Source organism: Collinsella sp. OM06-18AC, from assembly GCF_003438785.1.
Taxonomy (GTDB): Bacteria; Actinomycetota; Coriobacteriia; order Coriobacteriales; family Coriobacteriaceae; genus Collinsella.
This window is the reverse complement of record NZ_QSTX01000002.1, coordinates 100,295-124,583: the sequence shown is the minus strand read 5'-3', so window position 1 is coordinate 124,583 and position 24,289 is coordinate 100,295. Positions and strand designations below refer to the sequence as shown.

At 61.1% G+C, this 24,289-nt stretch carries 20 protein-coding genes; 16 read left to right on the top strand and 4 right to left on the bottom strand.

Annotated features, from left to right (window positions below; all coding sequences use genetic code 11):
• Positions 1-115: 115 nt before the first annotated feature.
• The 11 genes from DXB86_RS01950 to DXB86_RS01900 all read left to right on the top strand — a co-directional run bounded on the left by DXB86_RS01950 (position 116) and on the right by DXB86_RS01900 (position 13,410).
• Positions 116-877 carry an EFR1 family ferrodoxin gene (locus DXB86_RS01950; protein ID WP_117735964.1) on the top strand — a complete coding sequence of 254 codons (762 nt, stop codon included), beginning with the start codon at positions 116-118 and terminating at the stop codon, positions 875-877.
• A 293-nt stretch (positions 878-1,170) separates the two neighbouring features.
• A complete protein-coding gene (locus tag DXB86_RS01945; RefSeq protein ID WP_158555255.1) occupies positions 1,171-1,683 on the top strand; it encodes a PTS glucose transporter subunit IIA in 513 nt (170 codons plus the stop codon).
• An 18-nt stretch (positions 1,684-1,701) separates the two neighbouring features.
• On the top strand, positions 1,702-2,556 hold the full coding sequence (locus DXB86_RS01940) for a PRD domain-containing protein (RefSeq protein ID WP_117736019.1): 855 nt from the start codon (positions 1,702-1,704) through the stop codon (positions 2,554-2,556).
• A 99-nt stretch (positions 2,557-2,655) separates the two neighbouring features.
• On the top strand, positions 2,656-4,272 hold the full coding sequence (locus tag DXB86_RS01935; RefSeq protein WP_117735962.1) for a PTS transporter subunit EIIC: 1,617 nt from the start codon (positions 2,656-2,658) through the stop codon (positions 4,270-4,272).
• Between the two features lie 3 nt (positions 4,273-4,275).
• Positions 4,276-5,658: a 6-phospho-alpha-glucosidase gene (locus DXB86_RS01930; protein ID WP_117735961.1), complete on the top strand. Its 1,383-nt coding sequence runs from the start codon at positions 4,276-4,278 to the stop codon at positions 5,656-5,658.
• Between the two features lie 256 nt (positions 5,659-5,914).
• Complete coding sequence (locus DXB86_RS01925) at positions 5,915-7,747, top strand: NAD(P)-binding protein (protein WP_117735960.1); 1,833 nt, start codon at positions 5,915-5,917, stop codon at positions 7,745-7,747.
• Positions 7,748-7,797: 50 nt separating this feature from the next.
• Entirely contained in the window at positions 7,798-9,552 is a 1,755-nt protein-coding gene (locus tag DXB86_RS01920; RefSeq protein ID WP_117736018.1) for a [FeFe] hydrogenase, group A, read from the top strand.
• Positions 9,553-9,554: 2 nt separating this feature from the next.
• Complete coding sequence (locus DXB86_RS01915) at positions 9,555-10,610, top strand: ABC transporter substrate-binding protein (protein ID WP_117735959.1); 1,056 nt, start codon at positions 9,555-9,557, stop codon at positions 10,608-10,610.
• A gap of 3 nt (positions 10,611-10,613) precedes the next feature.
• On the top strand, positions 10,614-11,990 hold the full coding sequence (locus tag DXB86_RS01910) for an ATP-binding cassette domain-containing protein (protein ID WP_147330811.1): 1,377 nt from the start codon (positions 10,614-10,616) through the stop codon (positions 11,988-11,990).
• A gap of 215 nt (positions 11,991-12,205) precedes the next feature.
• Positions 12,206-12,406 carry a hypothetical protein gene (locus DXB86_RS01905; RefSeq protein ID WP_117583961.1) on the top strand — a complete coding sequence of 67 codons (201 nt, stop codon included), beginning with the start codon at positions 12,206-12,208 and terminating at the stop codon, positions 12,404-12,406.
• 83 nt (positions 12,407-12,489) lie between these two features.
• On the top strand, positions 12,490-13,410 hold the full coding sequence (locus tag DXB86_RS01900) for a CPBP family intramembrane glutamic endopeptidase (protein WP_158555254.1): 921 nt from the start codon (positions 12,490-12,492) through the stop codon (positions 13,408-13,410).
• Here the strand turns inward: DXB86_RS01900 and DXB86_RS01895 are convergent.
• Positions 13,407-15,557, bottom strand: coding sequence for a YgiQ family radical SAM protein (locus tag DXB86_RS01895; RefSeq protein ID WP_233504113.1), 2,151 nt, complete (start codon positions 15,555-15,557; stop codon positions 13,407-13,409). The genes DXB86_RS01900 and DXB86_RS01895 overlap by 4 nt on opposite strands.
• A gap of 268 nt (positions 15,558-15,825) precedes the next feature.
• Here DXB86_RS01895 and DXB86_RS01890 point away from each other — a divergent pair, with 268 nt between their 5' ends.
• From DXB86_RS01890 to DXB86_RS01875, 4 genes are all read left to right on the top strand, one after another.
• Complete coding sequence (locus DXB86_RS01890; protein WP_117735955.1) at positions 15,826-16,542, top strand: YoaK family protein; 717 nt, start codon at positions 15,826-15,828, stop codon at positions 16,540-16,542.
• Between the two features lie 165 nt (positions 16,543-16,707).
• Positions 16,708-17,874 carry a lactaldehyde reductase gene (gene fucO / locus DXB86_RS01885; RefSeq protein WP_022094861.1) on the top strand — a complete coding sequence of 389 codons (1,167 nt, stop codon included), beginning with the start codon at positions 16,708-16,710 and terminating at the stop codon, positions 17,872-17,874.
• Positions 17,875-18,148: 274 nt separating this feature from the next.
• A complete protein-coding gene (locus DXB86_RS01880) occupies positions 18,149-19,168 on the top strand; it encodes a M42 family metallopeptidase (protein WP_117736017.1) in 1,020 nt (339 codons plus the stop codon).
• Between the two features lie 138 nt (positions 19,169-19,306).
• On the top strand, positions 19,307-20,680 hold the full coding sequence (locus tag DXB86_RS01875) for a DNA-binding protein (protein ID WP_117735954.1): 1,374 nt from the start codon (positions 19,307-19,309) through the stop codon (positions 20,678-20,680).
• An 8-nt stretch (positions 20,681-20,688) separates the two neighbouring features.
• Here DXB86_RS01875 and mnmA read toward each other — a convergent pair whose 3' ends face one another.
• Positions 20,689-21,789, bottom strand: coding sequence for a tRNA 2-thiouridine(34) synthase MnmA (gene mnmA, locus DXB86_RS01870; protein WP_117735953.1), 1,101 nt, complete (start codon positions 21,787-21,789; stop codon positions 20,689-20,691).
• Between the two features lie 181 nt (positions 21,790-21,970).
• Positions 21,971-22,909: a cysteine synthase A gene (gene cysK / locus DXB86_RS01865; RefSeq protein ID WP_055250951.1), complete on the bottom strand. Its 939-nt coding sequence runs from the start codon at positions 22,907-22,909 to the stop codon at positions 21,971-21,973.
• A gap of 253 nt (positions 22,910-23,162) precedes the next feature.
• On the opposite strand from cysK, the gene DXB86_RS01860 reads away from it, so the two are divergent.
• Positions 23,163-23,591 (top strand): Rrf2 family transcriptional regulator, encoded by a 429-nt coding sequence (locus DXB86_RS01860; RefSeq protein ID WP_117564502.1) that lies wholly within the window; start codon positions 23,163-23,165, stop codon positions 23,589-23,591.
• A 142-nt stretch (positions 23,592-23,733) separates the two neighbouring features.
• On the opposite strand, the gene DXB86_RS01855 is transcribed toward DXB86_RS01860, so the two are convergent.
• Positions 23,734-24,099, bottom strand: coding sequence for a phage holin family protein (locus DXB86_RS01855; protein ID WP_055250947.1), 366 nt, complete (start codon positions 24,097-24,099; stop codon positions 23,734-23,736).
• Positions 24,100-24,289: the final 190 nt, after the last annotated feature.

Here is a 24,289-nt window from a genome sequence, read left to right as displayed (position 1 = left end):
GGGTGGGTGCATTGGGGTGCTTGGTGCACCAAAACGGGGATCCCATGCGCCGTATACTCTGTCTGAATGTGAAAACGGCTTGACGCGTTGCCTGGCGTAGGGGGAGGGTGCCTCGATGAGCGTATTCGAAATTGTGTTTAGTCCGACGGGTGGAACGCGGAAGGTGTCTGGCCTTGTGGCCGGGGCGCTGGACAAAAAGACCGTTACCGTCGATCTGACCGATAGCGGGCTAGATTTCAGCGCTGTCTCGATGACTGAGGACGACGTGGCCGTAATCTCTGTGCCGGCGTATGCCGGTAGAATCCCGGCTGTGGTGGCTGACCGGTTGGGCATGGTGCGCGGCAACGGGGCTCGGACTGTTTTGGTTTGTGTATACGGAAACCGCGCGTTTGAGGACACGCTCGTAGAGCTGGAGGACGTTGCGAAGCATGCGGGATTCCGGGTAATCGCGGCAGTTGCAGCCATTGCAGAACATTCCATTGCGCGACAGTTTGCTGCCGGTCGTCCGGATGCGCAGGATGCGGCGCAGCTCGCAGAGTTTGCGCAGCAAATTCAGCAAAAGCTGTTGGCTGAGGATACATCCGAGCCTTCTATTCCCGGCAATCGTCCTTATAAACAAGCCAGAGGTCACCGCATGGCACCTGAGGCAACAGAGGATTGCGTCTCCTGCGGCGCATGCGCCGCGGCGTGCCCCGTTTGCGCTATCGACAAGGGCGACCCCAAGCGAGCGGCTGGCGAGGCGTGCATCTCCTGCATGCGCTGCATCGCCGTATGTCCGCGAGGCGCTCGCAAGCTTGATCCCAACAAGCTATCCGCTGTTTCCCAGATGCTGAGCAAGGTTTGCGTCGTGCGGAAGGAATGCGAACTCTTCATCTAGCGCATACGAAATTGGTTCAAAGGGGTCAGAGCAAGGAGTGCCCCTGGGTGCCGGCGGGAAAGGAACGTCCCTAAGTGCCGCCTAAATACCGTTTATCGGAGAAAAAATACCGTTCGCCGGTCATAATGATTGTTCCGGCTTTGGGCTTGTCTACAATAACCCCCGTAAAAGAAATGCGGAAGGTTACCGAGTCCCTCGGACGTGGGCCTAACCAAAGTCTTTGAACGGGTGTGTCTCTTTAGACGCATTCGCTTGATTTTGGTTGGGCTATATTTATGAAGGGACATGCCACCATGGGTTTCTTTTCTCGCCTGATGGGCGGTTCGGATGAGCAGAAGACTGCAACCTCCGAGTTCGAAATTCTCGCTCCCGTTTCCGGCGAGCTTGTTCACCTGGAAAAAACCAACGATCCCGCTTTTAGCAGCCGTGCCGTGGGCGATGGCGTTGCCGTGGTTCCCCAAGAGGGAACGGTGTGCGCTCCCGTTTCCGGCACCGTCGCGGCGCTGTTTCCGACTGAGCACGCGCTGGGCATCATGTCCGACGACAGCTCTGCTCAGGTGATGCTGCATATCGGAATCGACACTGTTAAACTTGAGGGCAAGGGCTTCCATGCGCTTGTTGCTCAGGGTGACCATGTCGACGCGGGCCAGCCCCTCGTCGAGGTCGATTTTGACGCGGTCCGCGCCGCCGGCTTCGATCCCACGGTCTTCGTTATCGTGTGCGAGCGTTCGGAGAACTCGACTCTTCGTGAGCACGCTTCCGGCCCTGTTATTGTTAAAGAGCCTGTCGTCTGGCTTTCCGAGTAAATTCTTGTGGTGGGTACCGTGGTTATCAAGCGAGTTTTCAACAATAACGTCGCAATGGTCACTTCGGACGATGGCTCCGAGCTCATTGTCATCGGTCGAGGCCTCTGCTTTGGCCGTCATGCCGGCGACGCTATCGATGAAGCATCGGTCGAAAAGACCTATGCGCTGCAGGAGGGCACTTCTCAGGATTCGCGTACGATTGACCGCTTGGCACATCTTTTGGAGTCCATCCCCACCGTCAACCTCGTGATTGCCGAGGACATTGTTCAGATGCTCCGTCGAGAGCTCAATGTTGATATCAACGACAAGATCCTCATTGCTCTCGCAGACCATATCGGCCTTGCTTTGGAGCGCGAGCGCAAGGGCGTCTCCTGCGAGAATCCGTTGCTGCTCGAGATCCAGCAGTTCTATCGCAAGGAGCATGCGCTTGCGGGCCGTGCGCTGCAGATTGTCAAGGAGTATATGGGCATCCAGATGAGCGAAGAAGAGCAGGGTTTTATTACGCTGCATATCGTCAACGCCACCATGCCGCAACGCTCCGACCGTCTCATCATCTCGGTCCAGCTTGTTCGCGACGTGCTCGCGATTGTTTCCGAGCACTATGCTACGACCCTTGACGTCACCTCGTTGCCGTACGAGCGTTTCGTTCGCCATCTGCAGTTTTTTGCGCAGCGAGCGCTCGATCCCGCGGCGGGGCAGGTCAATGGCGACGCGCTGTTCCGTATCGATGAAACGGCGTATCCGAGGGCGTTCTCGTGTGCGGAGTCAATTGCCGACCACTTAGCGTCTACCTATAACGTTGTCGTTACCGATGCCGAGAAGAGTTATCTCGCATATCACATTGTTAACCTGCTTGGAGAACCTGGTCTCTAGGCATAACGTGCCCATACATCGATTGATATAAGGCAAGGCTTGCGGTCTTGTCCAGGGCACAGCTATCTCAATTTGCGGAAAAGGAAGGGGAGTACCGCTATGACCGCAAAAAAGAAGTTCAATTTCAAAGCGCCGTTGGAGGTGTTCGCGAAGTCGATCGTTCAGCCGATGATGTATCTCTCGGTTGCCGGCATCCTGCTCATCGTGGGCATCATTCTGACCAACAAGACCATCTGCGCCGTGATCCCTGTGCTGGGCTCCGGTCCGTTCCAGCTTGTGGGCGCCGTTGTCTATCAGTCGCTGATGTTTATCATCAACAACCTCTCGATTCTGTTCTGCGTGGGCATCGCCGGCGCCATGGCAAAGAAGAACAAGGGCCATGCTTCGCTGATTGCCCTGATGTCGTTCTTCCTGTTCCTGCAGGCTAACAACATCGTGCTCAACGCCACCGGCTCTCTTGCCGAAGCGAGCGGCATGCTCGGCCTTACCGGAACCGGCCAGAGCACCGTTATGGGCATCCAGGTGCTCGATACCGGCGTGTTTGGCGGCATCATTCTTGGTTGCATTACCGGTGCCGTGTTCAACAAGTACTCGAACAAGCAGTTCCCCATTGCCCTTTCGATGTTCTCGGGCGTTCGCTTCCCGTTCCTGATCATGATCATCATCTCCTGGATCATGGGCGCTGGCTTCTGCATCGTTTGGCCTCCGGTTCAGGGTGCCATCTCCTCCGTTGCCGGCATCATTAAGGAGTCGGGCAACATCGGTCTGTTCATCTACGGCATGCTCAACAAGCTGCTCGTTCCCACCGGTCTGCACCACCTCATCTACACCCCGTTCCAGTTCTCCGATGTGGGCGGCACCCTTACGCTGGGTGATCAGGTTATCGCCGGCGCCTATCCCATCCGTGTCGCCGAGATGGCAATGACGGGCCAGCCCTTCTCCGATAGCACCTACTTCAACAGCTACACCTTCAACAACCTGTGGCCCTACATCGGTATCGGCCTCGCCTTTATCTTCACCGCTTACAAGGGGAACAAGGATAAGACCAAGGCCGTTATCATCCCGCTGATCATCACTGCCGTGCTCTCCTGTGTCACCGAGCCCATGGACTTCCTCTTTGTCTTTGCCGCTCCTGTGCTCTTTGTCGTTCACTCGGTTCTTTCCGGCATCTTCCTGGTCCTGCTCAAGGTCCTCTCCGTGCCCGCTTCGACTGCAGGCGGCATCATCAACATCGTGGTCTCCAACCTGGTCCTCGGTGTCGACAAGACCAACTGGCCGGTTATGCTGGTGCTCGGAGTCGTCAACGCCGCTCTGTACTTCTTCCTCTTCACCTTCCTTATTAAGAAGCTCAACCTTCACACGCCTGGTCGCGAGGAGGAGTCCGAGCTCGCCGAGTCCGTTGCCGAGGGCGAGGCCGCCGCGTCTGTCGCGGTGAAGCAGGGCGCTGTTGCCGTGGTTCCCGCAGAGGGCGTCGATGCAGGCATCGCCGACCTGGTCGCAGGTCTTGGCGGCAAGGACAACATCGAGGAGCTCGAGAACTGCTTTACGCGTCTTCGCGTGAACGTTAAGAACCCGGACCTCATCGATGAGAGCCTCATCAACCACGTGCCCAACAGCGGCATCAACCGTAACGGCAACAATATCCAGATCATCTTTGGCATGAAGGTCGCCGAGATGCGCGACAAGGTCGAAAACGCAATTGAGAAGGAGCAGTAAACAATGATCATTACTCTGTGTGGTGGCGGATCCACCTTTACCCCCGGCATCGTCAAGTCCATCGCCCTGCGCAAGGACGAGCTCGACGTTGACGAGATTCGTCTGTACGACATCAACGAGGAGCGCCAGCGCAAGATCGGCGTGCTCGTGGACTGGATTCTGCACGAGGACCTCGGCCTGGACATCAAGCTCACGGTGACCACCGACAAAAAGATGGCTTTTACCGACGCGAGCTTCGTGTTTGCCCAGATGCGCGTGGGCGGCTACGCCATGCGCGAGCAGGACGAGAAGATTCCGCTGCGTCACGGCTGCGTGGGTCAGGAGACTTGCGGTTGCGGCGGCCTTGCCTACGGCATGCGCACCATCTTCCCCATGGTCGAGCTGATCGATGACGTCGAGAAGTACGCCAAGAAGGACTACTGGATTCTCAACTACTCCAACCCTGCTGCCATCGTCTCCGAGGGCTGCCGTGTGCTGCGTCCTAACGCTCGCATCATCAACATCTGCGACATGCCGATCGCGATCATCGACGTGGTTTGCGCCGCACTCGATATCGACAAGAAGGATGTCGAGTACGATTACTTTGGCCTCAACCACTTTGGCTGGTTCACCTCGATCCGCCACAAGGGCGAGGAGGTGCTCCCGCAGCTGCGCGAGTACATCAAGGAGCATGAGATTCTGCTGCCCGATTCGTACCTCAAGGGCATGGGCTCGCTGATGTCTAAGAAGCCCGAGGAGACCACCGACGAGCACCCCGAGCAGAACCGCCACACCAAGGGCAGCTGGTACTACGTCTGGAAGGGCGAGTACGAGATCATGGAGTGCTTCCCGGAGTACCTGCCCAACACGTATCTGAACTACTACCTGCAGCAGAAGGAGTTCGTCGAGCATTCCAACCCCGAGCGCACCCGTGCTAACGAGGTTGAGGAGACGCGCGAGAAGAACCTCTTCGACGGCATCGACCACTACGAGAAGACCGGCGAGATCGACGAGAGTACGTTCTATGCGGGCAGCCACGGCGACTGGATTGCCGACCTGGCCATCGCTCTGAAGAACGATACCAAGCAGCGCTTCCTGGTCATTTGCGAGAACAAGGGCGCTATCCCCAACATGCCCTACGACGCCATGGTCGAGCTGCCTGCCTACATTGGCAAGAACGGCCCCGAGGTCATCAGCCGTGACAACATTCCTCTGTTCCAGCAGGGTCTTATGATGCAGCAGCTGAACTCCGAGAAGCTCGTGGTCGAGGCCACGATCGAGGGTTCGTACGAGAAGGCACTCAAGGCCTTTACGCTGAACAAGACCGTGCTTTCGATGAAGGTCGCCAAGGAGGTTCTCGACGACATGATCGAGGCCAACAAGGGTTACTGGCCCGAGCTTAAGTAAAAGCAACAGGGTCGCTGGCCGCATACCTGGAGCAATGCCCCGTCCACGTGATTGCGTGGGCGGGGCATTGTCATTTGGTAACGCGTTTTATCAAATATGGCATTTATCTGCGGTAATGTTCTATTTCACCGCCGAGGGTGACATTTTATACCGCCTGCCGAACTGCGTGGAGACCTAACAACTTTTTAGGTCAGTGTTGTGCGTGTAGCAACTTCGCCCGGCCTCGCCTCCGGGCTGCCGCATGAGAGGGGATCTTATGGCACGACTGCATGTAATGGAACGCAGCCACGCTCAGGCCGTCATGGACGACCTACACGATGCGCTCGGACGTCGCCTGGCGGTGAGCTCGCTCGCCCCGTGTCCCGTTGAGTTTACGGCAGCGCTCGTCAACCTGTGCTCCACCCAGAGCTGTGGTAAGTGCACGCCCTGCCGCGTGGGCCTGAGTGCGCTGAGCGATTTGCTCGCCGATGTGCTCGAGGGCCGCGCCGACGAGTCCACGCTCAACTTGATTGAGCGCACCGCCCGCACCATCTACCTTTCGAGCGACTGCGCCATCGGCTACGAGGCCGGCGCCATGGCGCTTACCGCCATTCGCGGCTTTCGCGACGACTTTGAGCACCACATTCGCGAGCATTCCTGCGGCTTTGATCGCGAGGCGCGCGTTCCGTGCGTCTCGGGCTGCCCGGCGCACGTCGACATCCCCGGGTACATTTCGCTCGTCGAGGCCGGCCGCTATGCCGATGCCGTCAAGGTCATCCGCAAGAACAACCCGCTGCCGCTCGTTTGCGGCCTGGTGTGCGAGCATCCCTGCGAGATGCACTGCCGTCGCGGCATGGTCGACGATCCCATGAACATCCTCGCCCTCAAGCGTTTTGCCGTTGAGCACAGCGACCTCAACGACCACAAGCCCCATGTAGTGGATAACACCGGCAAGCGCGTCGCCGTGATCGGCGGCGGCCCGGCCGGCCTTTCCTGTGCCTACTACCTGGCCGTGATGGGCCATAAGGTGACCATCTTTGAGCAGCGCCACCACCTGGGCGGCATGCTGCGCTACGGCATTCCCAGCTACCGTCTGCCGCGCGAGCGCCTGCAGGCCGAGATCGACTGGATCTTGAGCGCCGGCATCGACGTGGAACTCGACCACTCCGTCAACGGCGAGGAACTTGCCCGCCTGCGCGACGAGTTCGATGCCGTCTACCTGGCTATTGGCGCCCACAGCGATAAGAAGCTCGGCCTTCCGGGCGAAGAGGCGCTCGGCGTGGAGTCGGCCGTCAAGATGCTGCGCGCCATCGGCGATGACGAACTGCCCGACCTGAGCGGCCAGCGCGTGTGCGTCATCGGCGGCGGCAACGTGGCCATGGACGTGGCACGCTCTGCCGTGCGCTGCGGTGCCGAAAAGGTGAGCATCGTCTACCGCCGTCGTATCTGCGACATGACGGCACAGGACGCCGAGATCGCCGGCGCCCAGGCCGAGGGCTGCGAGGTACTGGAGCTCACGGCCCCGCTCGCTATCGAGACGGGCGGGGGCGGTCGCGTGAGCGGCCTGCGCGTGCAGCCGCAGATTATCGGTGAGCCCCGTCGTGGGCGTCCGGCCCCGCGTGCCGCCGCCACGCCCGAGCGCGTCATTCCCTGCGAGCGCGTGTTTGTGGCCATTGGCCAGGACATCGATTCCAAGCCGTTTGAGGACATGGGCATCGCCTGCAAGTGGGGTCGCGTCGTCACTGATTCGGACGGCGCCGTGCCCAACTTCGATGGTCTCTTTAGCGGCGGCGACTGCCAGACCGGTCCCGCCACCGTCATCCGAGCCATCAACGCCGGCCGCGTTGCTTCGGCAAATATCGACCGCTACCTGGGCTTTGACCACAAGATTAAGCTCGAGGTCGAGCTGCCGACCGTCCAGTTTAAGGGCAAGCATGAGTGCGGCCGCTGCGAGCTGGGCGAGCGCGAGGCCGGCGAGCGTATTCACGATTGGGATCTGGTCGAGCAGGGTCTCACCGAGCAGGAGGCGCGCCAGGAGGCGAGCCGCTGCCTGCGTTGCGATCACTTTGGCTTTGGCGCGTTCCGCGGAGGGAGGAACCTGGAATGGTAGAGCCCAACAACACCACCGTCAGCGACAACACCGAAAACGGAGCGCATAACATGGTCAAGCTCACTATCGATAATTGCGAGGTCGTGGTTCCCGAGCACACCACGATCCTGGATGCGGCCAAGTCCGCCGGCATCCAGATTCCCACCCTGTGCTACCTGCGCGATCTAAACGAGATCGGCGGCTGCCGCGTATGCGTGGTCGAGGTTGAGGGCTGCGACCAGCTGGTTGCCGCCTGCAACAACTACGTGCTCGACGGCATGGTGGTCCACACAAACAGCCCCAAGGCCCGCGAGGCGCGTCGCACCAACGTGCAGCTGCTGCTGTCCCAGCACGACTCGCGCTGTACGAGCTGTGTGCGCAGTGGTAACTGCAACCTGCAGACCATCGCCAACGACCTGGGTATCTTCTATCTGCCGTACGAGCAGCACCTGGCGCGCGAGGGCTGGGATTTCGATTTTCCCATCATCCGCGAAAACGACAAGTGCATTAAATGCATGCGCTGCATCAAGGTGTGCGAGAGCGTGCAGGGACTAGGGATTTGGGACCTGACCAACCGCGCCACGCATACCGCCGTGGGTACCCGCGGGCGCGCGCCGATCGGCAAGACCGATTGCGTCGCGTGCGGCCAGTGCATTACGCATTGCCCGACGGGCGCACTGCGCGAGCGCGACGATACCGAGGCCGTGTTTGACGCGCTCGCTAATCCCGACAAGATCGTGCTGGTGCAGATCGCGCCTGCCGTGCGCAGCGCCTGGGGCGAGGAGCTCGGCATTCCGCGCGAGGAAGCCACCGTTGAGCGCTTGGCCTGCGCACTGCGCCGCGTGGGCTTTGAGTACGTGTTCGACACCGACTTCTCGGCCGACCTCACCATTATGGAGGAGGGCTCCGAGCTGCTCGAGCGTCTGGGCGCTGCCTCCGAGGGCGAGGGCGACAGCCGCGGCTGGCCCATGTTCACGAGTTGCTGCCCGGGCTGGGTGCGCTTTGTGAAGGCGCGCTATCCGGCGTTTGTCGACAGCCTGTCCACGTCCAAGTCGCCGCAGCAGATGTTCGGCGCCATTGCCAAGACGCACTACGCCAAGGTGCTGGGCGTGGAGCCCGAGCGCCTGTTTGTGGTGTCCGTTATGCCGTGTACGGCCAAGAAGGCCGAGTGTGCGCTGCCGAGCATGGTGGGCGAGGGCGGTGCGCCCGACGTGGACGTTGCGCTGACGGTGCGCGAGATGGTGCGCATGATCCGCGCGAGCCACGTGAGCGTGGACACGCTGGTTGAGGAGCCGCTCGATACGCCGCTGGGCTTTGGCACGGGCGCGGGCGTGATCTTTGGTGCCACGGGCGGCGTGATGGAGGCCGCCGTGCGCTCGGGCTACTACCTGGTGACGGGCAAGAACCCCGATGCGGATTTCTTTACCGACGTGCGTGGCCTGGATGGCTGGAAGGAAGCCGTCGCCGATATCGATGGCACCAAGGTGCGCGTCGCCGTGGCGCACGGGCTGGGCAACGCCGCCCGCCTGCTCGACGCGATTCGCGACGGCCGCGTGAGCTATGACTTCGTTGAGGTCATGGCGTGCCCGGGCGGCTGCGTCGGTGGCGGCGGTCAGCCCATCCACGACGGCTGCGAGCTGGCAGCCGAGCGCGGTCAGGTGCTGTGGGGCCTGGATGCCGCTGCGGACATTCGCTTCTCGCACGAGAATCCCGATGTCCAGGCGTGCTACCGCGAGTTCCTGGGCGCGCCGCTCTCGCCGCTGGCCGAGGAGCTGCTGCATACCGATCATCACGCCTGGTCGATGCCTAACGAAGGGACGTGCTAACGATGCGCGCGTTTGATTTTGAGATGTCGCGCCGGGGGTTTGCCTCGGCGCTTGCCGCGGGCGCGCTGTCGCTTGCGCTCGCGGGCTGTGGCGGCGGGGCTGCCGGTGCCGGGTCCGCCGCGGACTCGGCTGCCACGGACGGCGCCGGTGCTGCTGCAGAGCCGGTCGCGGTGCACGTCGCCTCGCTCAAGGGACCGACCTCGATTGGCCTGGTGCAGTTTATGGACCAGGCTGCCGATGGCGAGACGGACAATGAGTTCGACTTTGCGATCAACACTGCCGCCGACGAGATCGTGCCCAAGGTCATTCAGGGCGATATCGACATTGCCCTGGTGCCAGCCAACGTGGCGAGCGTGCTCTACAACAAGACCGAGGGCGCGGTGCAGGTCATCGACATCAACACGCTGGGTGTGCTGAACGTGGTGACGGGTAACGCGGACGTTACTTCGTTTGGCGACCTGGCGGGCCGTACCGTCTACATGACGGGCAAGGGCACCACGCCGGAGTACGTCATGAACTACCTGCTGGAGCGCGCGGGCCTGACCGGCCAGGTGACGCTTGAGTTTAAGAGCGAGCCCACCGAAGTGCTGTCGGAGCTGCTTGCCGATCCGTCTGCCGTGGGCGTGCTGCCCGAGCCGTTCAAGACCGCTGCCATCGCCAAGAGCGAGGGCAAGCTGTCGGCACCGGTGAGCCTGACCGATGTGTGGGATGAGCTGGCGAGCGACACGGGTTCGCGCCTGCTGACGGGCGTGACCGTGGTACGCCGTGCCTTTGCCGAGGAGCATCCCGAGGCCGTGGCGGAGTTTTTGCGCTGCCATGCGGCGAGCGTGAAGGCCGTCAATGCGGCGCCGGCAGACTGGGCGCAGGCCGTGGTCGATGCGGGTATCGTCGATAACGCCAAGATCGCCGAGAAGGCGATTCCCGGGTGCATGCTTGTCTGCCAAACGGGCAAGGATATGAAGGCGGCACTTAGCGGGTATCTGCAGGTGCTGGCCGATGCGGATGCGAGCGCCGTGGGCGGCAAGCTCCCGGCTGACGATTTCTACTACATGGAGTAGCCCGTGCGTGCGTTTGCTCGACAAATGACAGAGCGTATGAAGGCGGTGGCGGCAGCAGGTGCCGTCGCCGCCTTTTGGCTTGCCGTGTGGATGCTGGTGGCGGCGCTGGTGGCGCAGCCGCTGATCTTGCCGGGGCCGGGCGCTGTTGCCTTGGCGCTGCTGCGCCTGGTGTGCGACGGCGGTACCTGGGCGATTTTGGTGGGCTCGGGCGCGCGGATACTGGGCGGGTTGGCGCTTGCCGCGGTGTGTGGCGGCGTGCTGGCGGGAGCCTCGGTGCGGTCGCGGACGTTTGCCCGCCTGGTGGCACCGGCGCTTTCGTTTGTTAAGGCGACGCCGGTTGCCTGCGTGGTGGTCCTGCTGCTTATTTGGTTGGGGTCGGCGCGCGTGAGCATCGCGGCAGTCTTTTTGATGGCGCTGCCGGGCGTATATTTCTCACTGGTCGAAGGCTTGGCGCAGGTGGATAAGCCACTGGAGCAGATGTTTCGTCTGCATGGCGTGCGGGGCTGGCGACTGTTTTGCGCCCACACCTGGCGCGAAGTCCTGCCGTTTGTGCTTTCGTGTGCGCGTACCGTGATCGGCATGAGCTGGAAGGCCGGTGTGGCAGCCGAGCTGATCGGCATGGCGGTGGGCACCGTGGGTGAGCGCATCTATCAGGCGAAGCTTTTGATTGAGACGGCTGATCTGCTGGCGTGGACCGTGCTGGTCGTTGCCGCCTCGTGGGCGTGTGAGCGCGTGCTGGTGTGGCTGCTGCGGGTTTCGGGGCCCGTGGCGTGGCGCGCGGCCGTGCGGGCGCATGGGCGTGGTAGTCGCGGGCGTGCGGGGGCTGCGAGCGATGGCGCTGCGGCGGAGCTTGCGCTTGCCGTGGGCGATCGCGCGCCCTGGGCGCCGGCGCTGGATGGTCTGGTGCTCAACTTGCCCGCGGGTGGGCGTATCTGTGTGATGGGCGCTTCGGGCATGGGCAAGTCGACGCTGCTTTCGTTGGCAGCGGGGGAATGCGCACCGTGCTCCATGGTGTTTCAGGATGCGCGCTTGGTCGAGGACGCCTCGGCGCTGGATAACGTGCTTGTGTGCGCCGATGCACGCGTGGACGCCTCGAGTGCTGCGGCCCTGTTGCGCCTGCTGGTGCCGGGGGTCGATGTACATGCTCGCGTGGCCGAGCTTTCGGGCGGGCAGCGCCGTCGCGTCGAGATCGCTCGAGCCCTGCTGTGCCCGGGCGGCGCGGTGATTCTTGACGAGCCCTTTACCGGTTTAGATACCGCTGCGCGCGACGCATGCGCCGAGGTCGTGCTCGACTTGCTCGACGGCCGTATGCTGCTGCTCGCATCGCACGATGTCGCCGACGCTCAGGCCCTCGATATCTCGGACATCATCACGCTCTAAATACCTACTCAGCAACAAAATGATTCGTTTTCCTCCGCCCCCATGGGGTCGGGTATGGTATTCTATCTGCGGGGTAATACTTAGGGATACCTAGTAATACCAACGCCGTAGAAACACACTCCAGATGCGGGCCAATCGGGTTGCCTTCACAGCCCGTCGCCCAGCCGCGTGGCCCGCATCTATCCGCACCACCGTCGTTTCAAAAAGGAAGCGCCATGGCAGAACACATGACCCCGGTTGTCGCGAAGGTCTTGCCCGAGGAAAAGGCGGCCTTCGCGGCGGCAACCCAGCTCGTAGGTACCACGCCGTCCAACGCCATCCGCATGTTTATCGCCGCGTTTAATCGCTGCGGCACCTTTCCGTTCGACATTTCGCCCAACGGGGCCTTTGGCACTGCGCCCGATTCTCATCAATAAGTGATCCGTTTTCCTCCGTCCCCATGGGATCAGCTCTCTGCCGAGTTGTGGTAGAACTAGGGAACGGTTTTGAGGAGGTTGGCATGCTCAATGCGATGGTGTGGGCGCTTGCCTGTTTTGGCGTTGTCGCTGCCGATATAGCCCTGAGCGTGGTTCTGTTTTCAGTTCTCGATGCCGTATCGGTGCTGACGGGCTATCCGATCGACAATCTCGATATCCAATGGTTCCAGGCTGCCGCGCAGACGGCGTCGTTTTTGATGGCGCTGCTGTGGTGGCGTTATCTGTGGCCGCGCTCGTTTATGGCGCGCTGGCAGGGCGAGCGCCCGCTTGGCGGGGGAGCGCGTGGGGCGTGGAAACGCATCACCTGCGTTATCGTGATCGGCCTGGCCCTGCAGGTGGTCGTTGGCTACGTGACCGACGCCGTGCTGTCGCTATTGCCCGAGGCGGCGGCCGATTACAGTGAACTTGTCGAGGAAACGGGCATGGGCGACATGAGCTACCTGGCTGTCCTGACCACGGTGCTCGGCGCTCCGTTTTGCGAGGAGTTGCTGGTGCGCGGCATTATTTTTGAGTTTTCGCTCCGAGCGTTTAATCCGCAGTGCCGCCCACTCTGGAAGCGTCGGCGTCGCGCGCGGGCGCAAGACGGCGCCATAGTGCCCTGGGCGGCCCCGAGTACCTGGGGCATCGCCACGGCGATTGTGCTGCAGGCGGCCATCTTTGGCTTTATGCATATGAACTGGGTGCAGGGCTGCTACGCCGGCGCCGCCGGTCTGGTCTTTGGCTGGGTGCTCGTGACGACCGGAAAGCTCCGCTACACGATTCTGCTGCACTTTGCCTTTAACGCCGGGTCGTATCTCATAGGCCTGCTGTGGTTTGTGAACACGCCGCTCGACGTGGCAATTACGGTTGCCATCGCCGGCGCGATTCTGGTAGAGGCGATGCACTCACTGCGCCAAGCGTGCCAACAGAGCGCTGCGACCACATCTACCGCATTTCCGCGCTAGTTGCGCCTGCCGCCTCCGTTGGCGCCCTGACGCCCCTGAGCTGCACGGTTGCGCCCGGCAGTGTTTTGCGCGCGCGACATGCCGCCGTGGCCCTTGCTGCCCTTAGGCCCCTTGCCGGCGGCGCCACCGTGGGCCTTGCTGCCCTTCTTGCCGGTGCCATGCCCACCGCCAGCAGACGTCTCGCCCGGGCGCGGGGGCACGGGGCGAATCAGGCAATGCTTGGTGTAGCCAATCAGATCGCGGCGGCCGGCTTTTTCCAGCGCCTCGCGCACGAGCTTGTAGTTCTCGGGTTTGCGATACTGGATGAGCGCGCGCTGCATGGCCTTCTCGTGCGGGTCGCGCGCTACATAGATCGGCTCCATGGTGCGCGGGTCCACGCCGGTGAAGTACATGCACGTCGACATGGTGGACGGCGTGGGGTAGAAGTCCTGCACCTGCTCGGGCATGTAGCCCATGTCTCGCACGGCCTCGGCAAGGTCCACGGCTTCCTTCATGGTTGAACCGGGGTGGCTCGAGATCAGATACGGCACCACATACTGCTTGAGTCCGTATTCGCGGTTCAAGCGTTCAAATTTACGGCAGAACGCGTCGTAGACGGCGCGGCTCGGCTTGCCCATCACGGACAGCACCGCGTCGCTCACGTGCTCGGGTGCTACGCGCAGCTGGCCCGAGACGTGATGCTCCAGCAGCTCGCGCAAAAACTCGTCCGAGGCATCGGCCATGGTGTAGTCGAAGCGGATGCCGCTGCGCACGAAGACCTTTTTGACGCCCGGCAGCTGGCGCAGGTCGCGCAGCAGCTGCGTGTAGCCGCTCTCGTCGACCACCATGTTCTTGCACACGCTCGGCCACAGGCAGCGCTTGTTCTTGCACACGCCGTGCTTGAGTTGCTTGTCGCAGGCAGGGCGGCTAAAGTTGGCCGTCGGTCCGCCCACGTCGTTGATGTAGCCCTTAAACTCGGGATCGCGCGTGAGCAACTCGGCCTCGCGCATGATCGAATCGTGGCTGCGCATCTGCAGCACGCGACCCTGGTGGAAGGTGAGCGCGCAAAACGAGCACTCACCAAAGCACCCGCGGTTGGAGCTAATGGAAAACTTGATCTCGGCAAAGGCCGGCACGCCGCCCGCCGCGTCGTAGTCGGGATGCCAATCGCGTGCGTAGGGGAGCTCGGCCACCTCGTCCATCTCGTCGGTGGAAAGCGTCGCCGACGGCGGGTTCTGCACCACATAGACGCTGTTGGGGTAGGGCTCTACCAGGCGGTGTCCGGTGATGGGGTCCATGTTCTGCTGCTGCACGTTAAAGCTGCGCGCGTAGTTGAGCTTGTCGGCGGCAAGGTCGTCCCAGCTGGGCAGCAGGTCGTAGTCGTAGACCTCGTCGAGCGAATCCGTGCGGTAGACGGTGCCGTTGATATAGGTGATCTGATCGATGGGCAGGCCCGCGTCGAGCGCGTCGGCGATCTCGACGATCGCGTGCTCGCCCATGCCGTAGATGAGGATGTCGGCGCCCGAATCGAGCAGCACCGAGCGCTTGAGCTTATCCTGCCAGTAGTCGTAGTGGGCCAGGCGGCGCAGACTCGCCTCGATGCCGCCGATGATGATGGGGGCGTCCTTAAACGTCTGGCGGATGAGGTTGCCGTAGACCGTGACGGCACGATTGGGACGGCGCCCCTCCTCGCCACCAGGGGTATAGGCGTCGGTGTGGCGGCGGTGCTTGGTCACCGAATAGTGGTTGACCATGGAGTCCATGTTGCCGGCGCTGACGAGAAAGCCCATGCGCGGCTCGCCGAGCACCGTGATGCTGGCGGGGTCGGTCCAGTCGGGCTGACAGATAATGCCTACTTTGTAGCCGTGCGCGTCGAGTACGCGGCTGATGATAGCCATGCCAAAGCTGGGGTGATCCACGTAGGCGTCGCCGCAGATATAGACGAAGTCGCACTGGTCCCAGCCACGCGCATCCATGTCAGCGCGGCTGACGGGGAGGAACTTATCGCGGCCCGGACGCCAGGGGCGTGAGGGCGCTGCCTGGGTGTGCGCGGCCCGGGTGGCAGGGGCGGCCGTGACCTGCGCCTTACCGCTGCGTTTTTGCTGCTGGCCGCGCTGGGCATGCTTGCCGTGCTGGTTGTGCTGAGCGTCCTGGGGCTTTTTTGCCACGATTCCTCCCATTGTTAGTATGCTGCACGTAATTGTAACCAGTCTTTTTGGGACGGCGCCAAAAAGACTGGTGGAGTACATTGGCTGGCGGATCGGCGCGTCGATGCGGGTGTCGGCGCCTCTCCCGCCGTTTGTTTCCAGACTGTGTATCCCCGTGTCGAAGGGGTCGTCTCGCGCGCACGCCATGTTGTCAATGGGTTACAGTATGAACGGCGGCTATGTTTCCGCCAACGCACGAGAGAGTCGTCAACAAGGAGGATGCACGACGATGCAGCGTGCCAAACAGATATCAGAGTCCATTGAGCTGGGCATCATCTTGGCGCTCGCCGGCGGCTTTATGGATGTGTATTCGTACATTGGGCGCGACCATGTTTTCGCCAACGCGCAGACAGGCAATATCCTGCTGGTGGGCGTGAGCATCTCGGAAGGCAATTGGGCGCTCGCGGGACGCTATTTCTTCCCCGTGGTGTCGTTTGCCGTGGGCATTATGCTTGCCGACCTGGTACACGAGCGGTTTGGCAGCGTGATTCACTGGCGCCAGGTGACGGTGTTCTTTGAAGCCGTCATCTTGCTGGGCGTGAGCTTTATCCCCGGTGGCGATTTCAACCTGCTCGCCAACTGCCTTACCTCGTTTGCTTGCGGTATGCAGGTCGAGAGCTTCCGCAAGATTCATGGACACGGCATCGCTACGACCATGTGCATCGGCAACTTGCGCAACGCCCTGCAAAACGTGGACGACTATATCATCACCCACAAGCGCGGCTTTTTGGAAAACGGCGCACTGTACTTTGGCGTGATCTTCACCTTTGTGTTTGGCGCCGTGCTGGGCAACTGGTGTATTGAGCGCATGGGCCTGCACGCCATTGCGGTGGCGAGCGTGCTGCTGTTTATCGCGTTTGCCATCATGTTCATCGACCGCGAGCGCGACTTGCGTTTTCGCTGGAAGGTTGCGGCCGAGGCTTGGAAAGAGGGCTGTCGAAAGTAACCGAATGCGGCAAAGGGGCTGTCCCTTTGCCGCAATATTTTTCATCTTCTGTTGAAACGCTTTAACAATTTTGACGTTCTCACGTGTTTTTTGTTTCAAAAGCGTTAGGATGGGACTCATAGCGCGGGGCGTAATGGGTGCCCCGCACACGATGGGAGGCTATCAATGGCTAATCGTTTCGTTCTCAATACCATCTCTTATCATGGTTCCGGCGCCATCAAGGAGATCCCCGGCGAGCTCCAGCGTCGCGGCTACAAGAAGATCTTCGTCTGCTCCGATCCCGACCTGGTCAAGTTTGGCGTTACCGCCAAGGTGACCGACGAGCTCGACGCCGCCGGCATCGCTTGGAGCCTCTACTCCGAGATTAAGCCCAACCCCACTATCCAGAACGTCAAGGACGGCGTCGAGGCCTTCAAGGCCGCCGAGGCTGACGCTATCGTGACCATCGGTGGCGGCTCCTCCATGGACACCGCCAAGGCTATCGGCATCATCATCAACAACCCCGAGTTTGCCGATGTCCGCAGCCTCGAGGGCGTTGCTCCCACTAAGAACCACGCCGTGTTTACCATCGCTGTGCCGACGACCGCCGGTACCGCTGCCGAGGTGACCATCAACTACGTCATCACCGACCCCGAGAAGGTCCGCAAGTTCGTGTGCGTCGACACCAACGACGCCCCCGAGGTCGCCGTCGTCGACCCCGACATGATGGCTTCCATGCCCGCCGGCCTGACCGCCTCCACCGGCATGGACGCTCTAACCCACGCCATCGAGGGCTACACCACCAAGGGCGCTTGGGAGCTCTCCGACATGTTCCACTTTGAGGCTATTAAGCTGATCAGCGAGAACCTGCGCGACTCCGTCGCCGAGGCCAAGTCCGGCCAGCCCGGCTCCGGCCGTGAGGGCATGGCTCTTGGCCAGTATGTCGCCGGCATGGGCTTCTCCAACGTTGGCCTGGGCATCGACCACGCCATGGCTCACACCCTGTCCGCTCACTACGACACCCCGCACGGCGTCGCTTGCGCCATGCTGCTGCCGATCGCCATGGAGTTCAACAAGCCGGTTTGCGCCGAGCGTCTGGCCAAGGTTGCCGTCGCCATGGGCGTTGACACCACGGGTATGAGCACCGACGAGGCCGCCGACGCCGCCATCGCCGCCGTCAAGCAGCTCTCTGCCGACGTGAACATCCCGCACGTCTGCGAGGCCATGAAGGCTGACGAGATCGAGGTCCTGGCCAAGGACGCCATGGCTGACGCCTGCTTCCCGGGCAACCCGCGCGAGGCAACGCTCGACGACGTCATCGAGCTCTTCAAGAAGATCTGCCCGGCTGCTTAACCTGGTTCGGCGGGCCCCGCCCGTTAGCCCCAGAATCGTCCTCGGACATGTCGGAGGCCCCGCTGCGCACTACGTGCGGCGGGGCCTCCTTCTGTCCTGCGGAAAGATTCTGGGGCTAACGGGCGGGGCCCGCCGGCTCGTTGTCGTGGCGGGCGCTGTTCGGAAGAGCTCGATGGGTCATCTCGCTGGGTAAATATTTGTGCGTGATGGTATCGTTGTTGGGGCTTTTACTGATTACGGGATGTTGACTTTGGAGTTGTGGATGGTGTCCCAAATGGATTCTACGCTTGGTTTTATTACTGACCAGCTTAAGACGCTGACTTCTATTGCCTCGCCTACGGGCTATACCCGTGCGGCTACTGACTATCTAATGGAAACGTTGCGCGATATGGGCTTTGGCCCCGAGCGCTCCAATAAGGGCAACGTGTTGGTTGAGCTTGGTGGTGAGGGCGAGCCGCTTGTCCTGGCGAGCCATGTCGATACCCTGGGCGCTATGGTGCGCTCCATCAAGGACAATGGTCGCCTGCGTCCCACGACGCTCGGCGGGCATCAGTGGTCTACGGCCGATGGCGAGAACTGCACCGTCTACACGCGCGACGGCAATGTCTACACGGGTGTGGTCCTCAATACCGAGCCTTCGGCGCACGTGGCCGACGAGCCGGTCAAGACCATCGAGAAGAACATGGAAATCCTGCTCGACGAGAACGTCGACAGCAAGGACGACGTGCTCGAGCTAGGCATTCAGACTGGCGACATCATCGCTATGGATCCGCGCACCACGGTGACGGAGAGCGGCTACATCAAGAGTCGTTTCCTTGACGACAAGCTATCGGCGTCGATTCTGCTGGGTTTGGCCCGCGCCGTTGCTGGCGGCGAGGTGACGCTTTCGCGCAAGGTATCGCTGCTCTTTACCGTATACGAGGAGGTTGGCCACGGCGGTGCCTTTGTGCCGGCCGACACGCGCGAGATGATCAGCGTGGACATGGGTTGCGTGGGCGACGACCTTGGCTGCACAGAGCGCATGGTTTCGATTTGCGCCAAGGATTCGGGTGGTCCGTACAACTACGACCTGGTAACCACGCTGTCCAACATCGCGCGCGAGCTGGAGCTCGATTACGCCATCGATGTGTACCCGCACTACGGCTCCGACGTCGAGGCCACGCTTTCGGCCGGCTATGACATTCGCCATGGTCTGATCGGCCCCGGCGTGTACGCGAGCCACAACTACGAGCGCAGCCACATCGACGGTGTGCGTAACACCTTTGAGCTGGTCCGCGCCTACGTGCAGCGCTAAGGAAGCAGTTTGCGACTCGGCTGACCAATCGCTAAGGCCCGATTTCTCGGGCCTTTTTTCGCTTTAGGTCGTTTAGTATTATGATGTAAGTAATCTATTAACTAAACGCGTAAATTACTTAACGAGGTGATGCGGCGTATGGATACGTCTGAGTACTTATCTATGGGTGATGCCGCCCGCCTGTTGGGCGTTACGAAAGCCCGCATATCGCAACTTGCCGCATCGGGGACGCTTGTGTGCGATATTGTGGGCGGCCGGAAGATGGTCGAGTACAATTCTGCGACCGCCTACCAAAAGGTCCGCAAGCGAGGACGCCGTCCTGCGGCCGATGTGGGACGCAAGTTTACGCTGATGTCGGCCGACCATGAGGTCGCGCATGTCTCATTTGATCCGACGCGTGAGTTTCCCTTCGAAATCGCCGAGGTCCTCGATGCGCAACGAATGCCGTTTGGCACATGCTCGAGCTCTTCTCCTACGGTGAATAAACGGGAGCTCAACGTGTGGTGGAGCCATCGGTCGGTGCCTGACGTCCGCCCTGGACTCGTCTCGCGCTATCGTGAACTGGGAATTGCCAGTGGCATCGAGGTTCCGGTTCGGTGCCTGGGCTTATCGCTTTCGGATTGTTATTGGCTGCGGCCGGCCGATTGCGCCGAACTCAAATGGCAAAGCATCAATTACTTCGAGAATGATTTTGAGCGATCGGCGCCCGAAGAGCGTTCGGGTTGGCTGGAAGGCATCGGTCTAAAAAATCCGGATAACACGTCCGAGGGCGAGCTCCCTAAATCGTGGATGATCCGAAACGGCATTCGCGTTTTGGCTAAAGGGTGCGGGATGGACGACCAACGGCCCTTTAACGAGGCGGTTGCAACGGCTCTGCATCGTCGCTTGCTTTCCAAGGGGGAGTTTGTTCCTTACACGGTTGAGCGCATGTTCGATGGCCCTGTGTGTCTGTGCGACGACTTTCTTGACGGCCGCGAGGAATATGTTCCGGCTGTTTACGTTAAGAACGCCCTTGGTGGCCAGCGAGGAAGCTCGACGTACGACCGGTACTGCCGCTTTCTTGGTAAGCATGGAGCAGACGAGGCCGCTGTGAGAAGGTCTATGTCGCAGATGATCGTTTGCGATGCCCTTTTGGCCAACAGCGATCGCCATTGGCGAAACTTCGGTATCATCCGCAATGTCGACACCCTGGAGATAAGGCCTGCACCGCTGTTCGATAGCGGTAACTGTCTGTGGTATAACGTGCCAACTGTCTTGCTCGCGGCTGGCGAGTTTGGGTTTGCTGCTAAGCCGTTTGGGCCCGACCCTTCCGTCCAGCTGGCGCTTGCGGACTCGCTCGATTGGTTCGATTCATCGCGGCTCAACGGATTTGTTGATGAGGCGATCGAGATTCTTTCGCAGAGCGAATGGGCCACGGCGGAGGGTCGACTCGAGGCCATCCGCCGCGGCCTCGAGCGTCGCATAATCGAGGTTGGTGCCGCTGTTGAGGTACTTCGACACGTGCAGCGATAAACCCGCGGCTACTTAAGTGCGCCGGTCACGGTGCCGCCGCCCAGGACGATGTCGCCGCGGTATATAACGACAGCCTGGCCGGGGGCGATGGCGCGCTGCGGCTCGTCAAAGGTCAGCAACATTTGCCCGTCTTCGCCGCGCGTAAGGGTCGCTGCCTGGTCTTTCTGTCGGTAGCGGTACTTGGCGCCCACGCGAATGCCGCCGGCATCGAGCTCGGCCTCCATGCACTCTGCCGGCGCGCTCCAAATCCACTCATTGGCAGTTAGCGCCGCCGCGGTTAGGTCCTCGGCTTCGCCCAGATGCACAATGTTGTTGGCGGCGTCGACGCCCGTTACGTACACGGGATGCGCCATCGCGACGCCCAGGCCCTTGCGCTGGCCGATGGTATAGCGCAACGCGCCGTTGTGGCGTCCGACCACGCTGCCGTCGCGCCATACGATATCGCCCGGTGTAGCGGGATGTCCGCACCGACGCTCGATATAGCCCGCATAGTCGCCATCCGCGATAAAGCAGATGTCCTCGCTTTCGGCTTTCTTGGCGTTGGCAAAGCCCTGCTCGGCGGCAATGCGGCGCACGTCGTGCTCCTTGTCCAGGCCTGCCAGCGGAAAGATCGTGTGCGCCAGGCGCTCCTGCGTAAGCGAATATAAAAAGTAGCTTTGGTCCTTTTTAGGGTCCTCGCCGCGATGCAGCTGCCAGGTTCCGTCGGACGCCTGGCTCGTTTTGGCGTAGTGACCTGTGGCGATGTAATCGCAGCCCATATTGAGTGCCGCATCGAGCAGCGCGCCAAACTTAATATGGCGGTTGCAGATGATGCACGGGTTAGGCGTCAGCCCCTCTTGGTAGGCGTTCACAAAGCGTTCGATCACGTTGCGGTCGAAGGTTTGCTGCAAGTCGAGCACGTGATGGGGTATCCCCAGGCGCTCGGCGACGGCCTTTGCATCGGCGATGTCGCGGTCGAACTTACTCATGCCCGTGGCGGGGTCGGGTGCGGGGCAGGTGAGGCGCATGGTGGCGCCGACACATTCGTAGCCCTGGCTTTTGAGCAGATATGCGGTCACGCTGGAATCGACGCCGCCGCTCATGGCGACGAGCACGCGCTTGTTGTGCATGAGGAGGTTCTCCTTGGTGGCATGTGGCCAAAAAAGAAAAGCGGCGCGGGAGGCTGGTTCCGCGCCGCAGACATTGTAGCAAGTTCGGACGTCTCGTGGGGCATCCTGTTGGGATGAGCTCAGGCTGCCAGAAGAGAGGGGAGACCGGCGTGCCTTGGACTCGTTCTAAGAACGAGAAGCTCTAGTCCTGGAAGAGCGCCGTGGACAGGTAGCGCTCGCCGGTGTCGGCGAGCAGCGCCACGATGGTCTTGCCTTCGTTCTCGGGGCGCTTGGCCAGCTGCAGAGCGGCCCAGACGGCGGCGCCGGACGAAATGCCCACGAGCACGCCTTCCTTGTGGCCCACGGCGCGGCCGGTGGCAAAGGCATCGTCGTTCTCGACGGGGATGATCTCGTCATAGACCTGGGTGTCGAGGACGTCGGGCACAAAGCCGGCACCGATACCCTGGATCTTGTGCGGGCCGGCCTGGCCCTTAGAGAGCACCGGGGAGGTGGCGGGCTCGACGGCGACGACCTGAATCTCGGGGTTTTGCTCCTTGAGGAACTCGCCCACGCCGGTCACGGTGCCGCCGGTGCCGACGCCGGCGACGAAGATGTCGACCTTGCCGTCGGTGTCGTCCCAGATCTCGGGGCCGGTCGTGGCCTTGTGAATGGCCGGGTTCGCGGGGTTCACAAACTGGCCGGCGATGATGCTGTTGGGAGTTTCCTTCTGCAGCTCCTCCGCCTTGGCGATAGCGCCCTTCATGCCCTTGGAGCCGTCGGTGAGCACGAGCTGTGCGCCGTATGCCTGCATGAGCTTGCGGCGCTCGACGGACATGGTCTCGGGCATAGTGATGATCACCTTGTAGCCGCGGGCCGCCGCCACCGAGGCGATGCCGACGCCGGTGTTGCCGCTCGTGGGCTCGATGATGGTGTAGTCGCCACCGCGCACGAGCTTGCCGGCCTTCTCGGCCTCGTCAATCATGTTCTTGGCGACGCGGTCTTTGACGGACCCGGCGGGGTTGAAGTATTCCAATTTGACGAGCACACGGGCCTTGAGGTCCTCGTCGGCCTCGAAGTGGGTGAGCTCCAGAAGCGGGGTGTGGCCGATAAGCTGATCGATGGACGTGTAAACATTGCTCATGGTGAACCTCCAAAGTGTTCAAATGACTGGATACCGTGTGGTTTTACGGTGTGTGTGGCAGCGAAACCCACAAACCTTATAGGTTGTTCGTTTTGCTGTTGGCAAGCATAGTAGACAGTAAAGCCTAGTAACGCAATAGGAAATAGAAGATTATTACGAGTCGATTAACCATCTTGACGGGAATAGGTATTTTCAAAACCAATTTTTCGGCTAGAATTTCTACGAATTAAAAGACCGAAAGGCAGCTATATATATGTTGGTTTCCACAAAGGGCAGATATGCCCTGCGCGTTATGGTCGACCTGGCCGAGCACCAGGCGACAGGCCGTATCCCGCTTAAAGAGATTGCGGCGCGTCAGGGTATTTCGGAGAAGTACCTCGAGAATATTCTGGCTACGCTCGTGCGCGCCAACATGCTCTCGGGCATGCGCGGCAAGGGCGGCGGCTATGTGCTCACGCGCCCGCCCGAGCAGTACACGGTGGGCGAGATCTTGCGCCTGACCGAGGGCAGCCTGGCGCCGGTCGCCTGCCTGGATGGCGACTGCAAGGGTTGTTCGCGCTCTGACGAGTGCCCCACGCTCGACGTGTGGAAGAACCTGGACAAGCTTATCAACGACTACCTCGACGGTGTGACGCTCGATCAACTTGTCGCTCCCAACGAAGGCTACGATTACGTCATCTAACCCACACCTGCCATTTGGGGACGGGGTGGAAATGGCAGATTCTCTCGCCCTTTGAGACTTGGCAAATAAGAAGGCCGCCCATTTTTGTGATGGGCGGCCTTCGTTTTGGGCTGTTGAGACGGGCGCGGCCGGAATGGCCGTTTTAGCCCTCGGCGATGCTGTCGAGGATGCTGCGCATGATGGACACCAGGATGCTGCCCATAAAGGCCGATCCAAAGCTGGCGATGGAGATACCCGCGCCCAGCAGATTGACCGACAGATAGCTGGCCAGCTCGAGCATAAAGCTGTTGACTACGAGCTGAAAAATACCCAGCGTAATGATCGTGAGCGGCAGCGAGATAACCGTCAGAAACGGCTTGACGAGCGAATCGACGATGTTCAGGAACAGTCCCACGAAGGCGAAACAGACCCAGGCCTCGGCAAAACCGAAGGGCTGGATGCCGGGGACGAGGAACGTGGCAATCGCGATGGCGATCGAGGTAAAGAGCCAGTTAAGCATAAAGCGCATGGTGTGAATCCTTTCTTGCGCAGGGTGCGTCGGTGTCGCGTGAAGCGGTTTGCTGCGGCGGCTTGGACGGCCGCTCGGGTGTGCCGCCTTGTTCGGCCGCCCATTGTCTCAGATATTCGTGGAGCTTACGTGCGCATTCGGTTTCAAAACGGCGTTCGTCCTGAAAAACGCGCCGCTGGCAGAGAGTCTT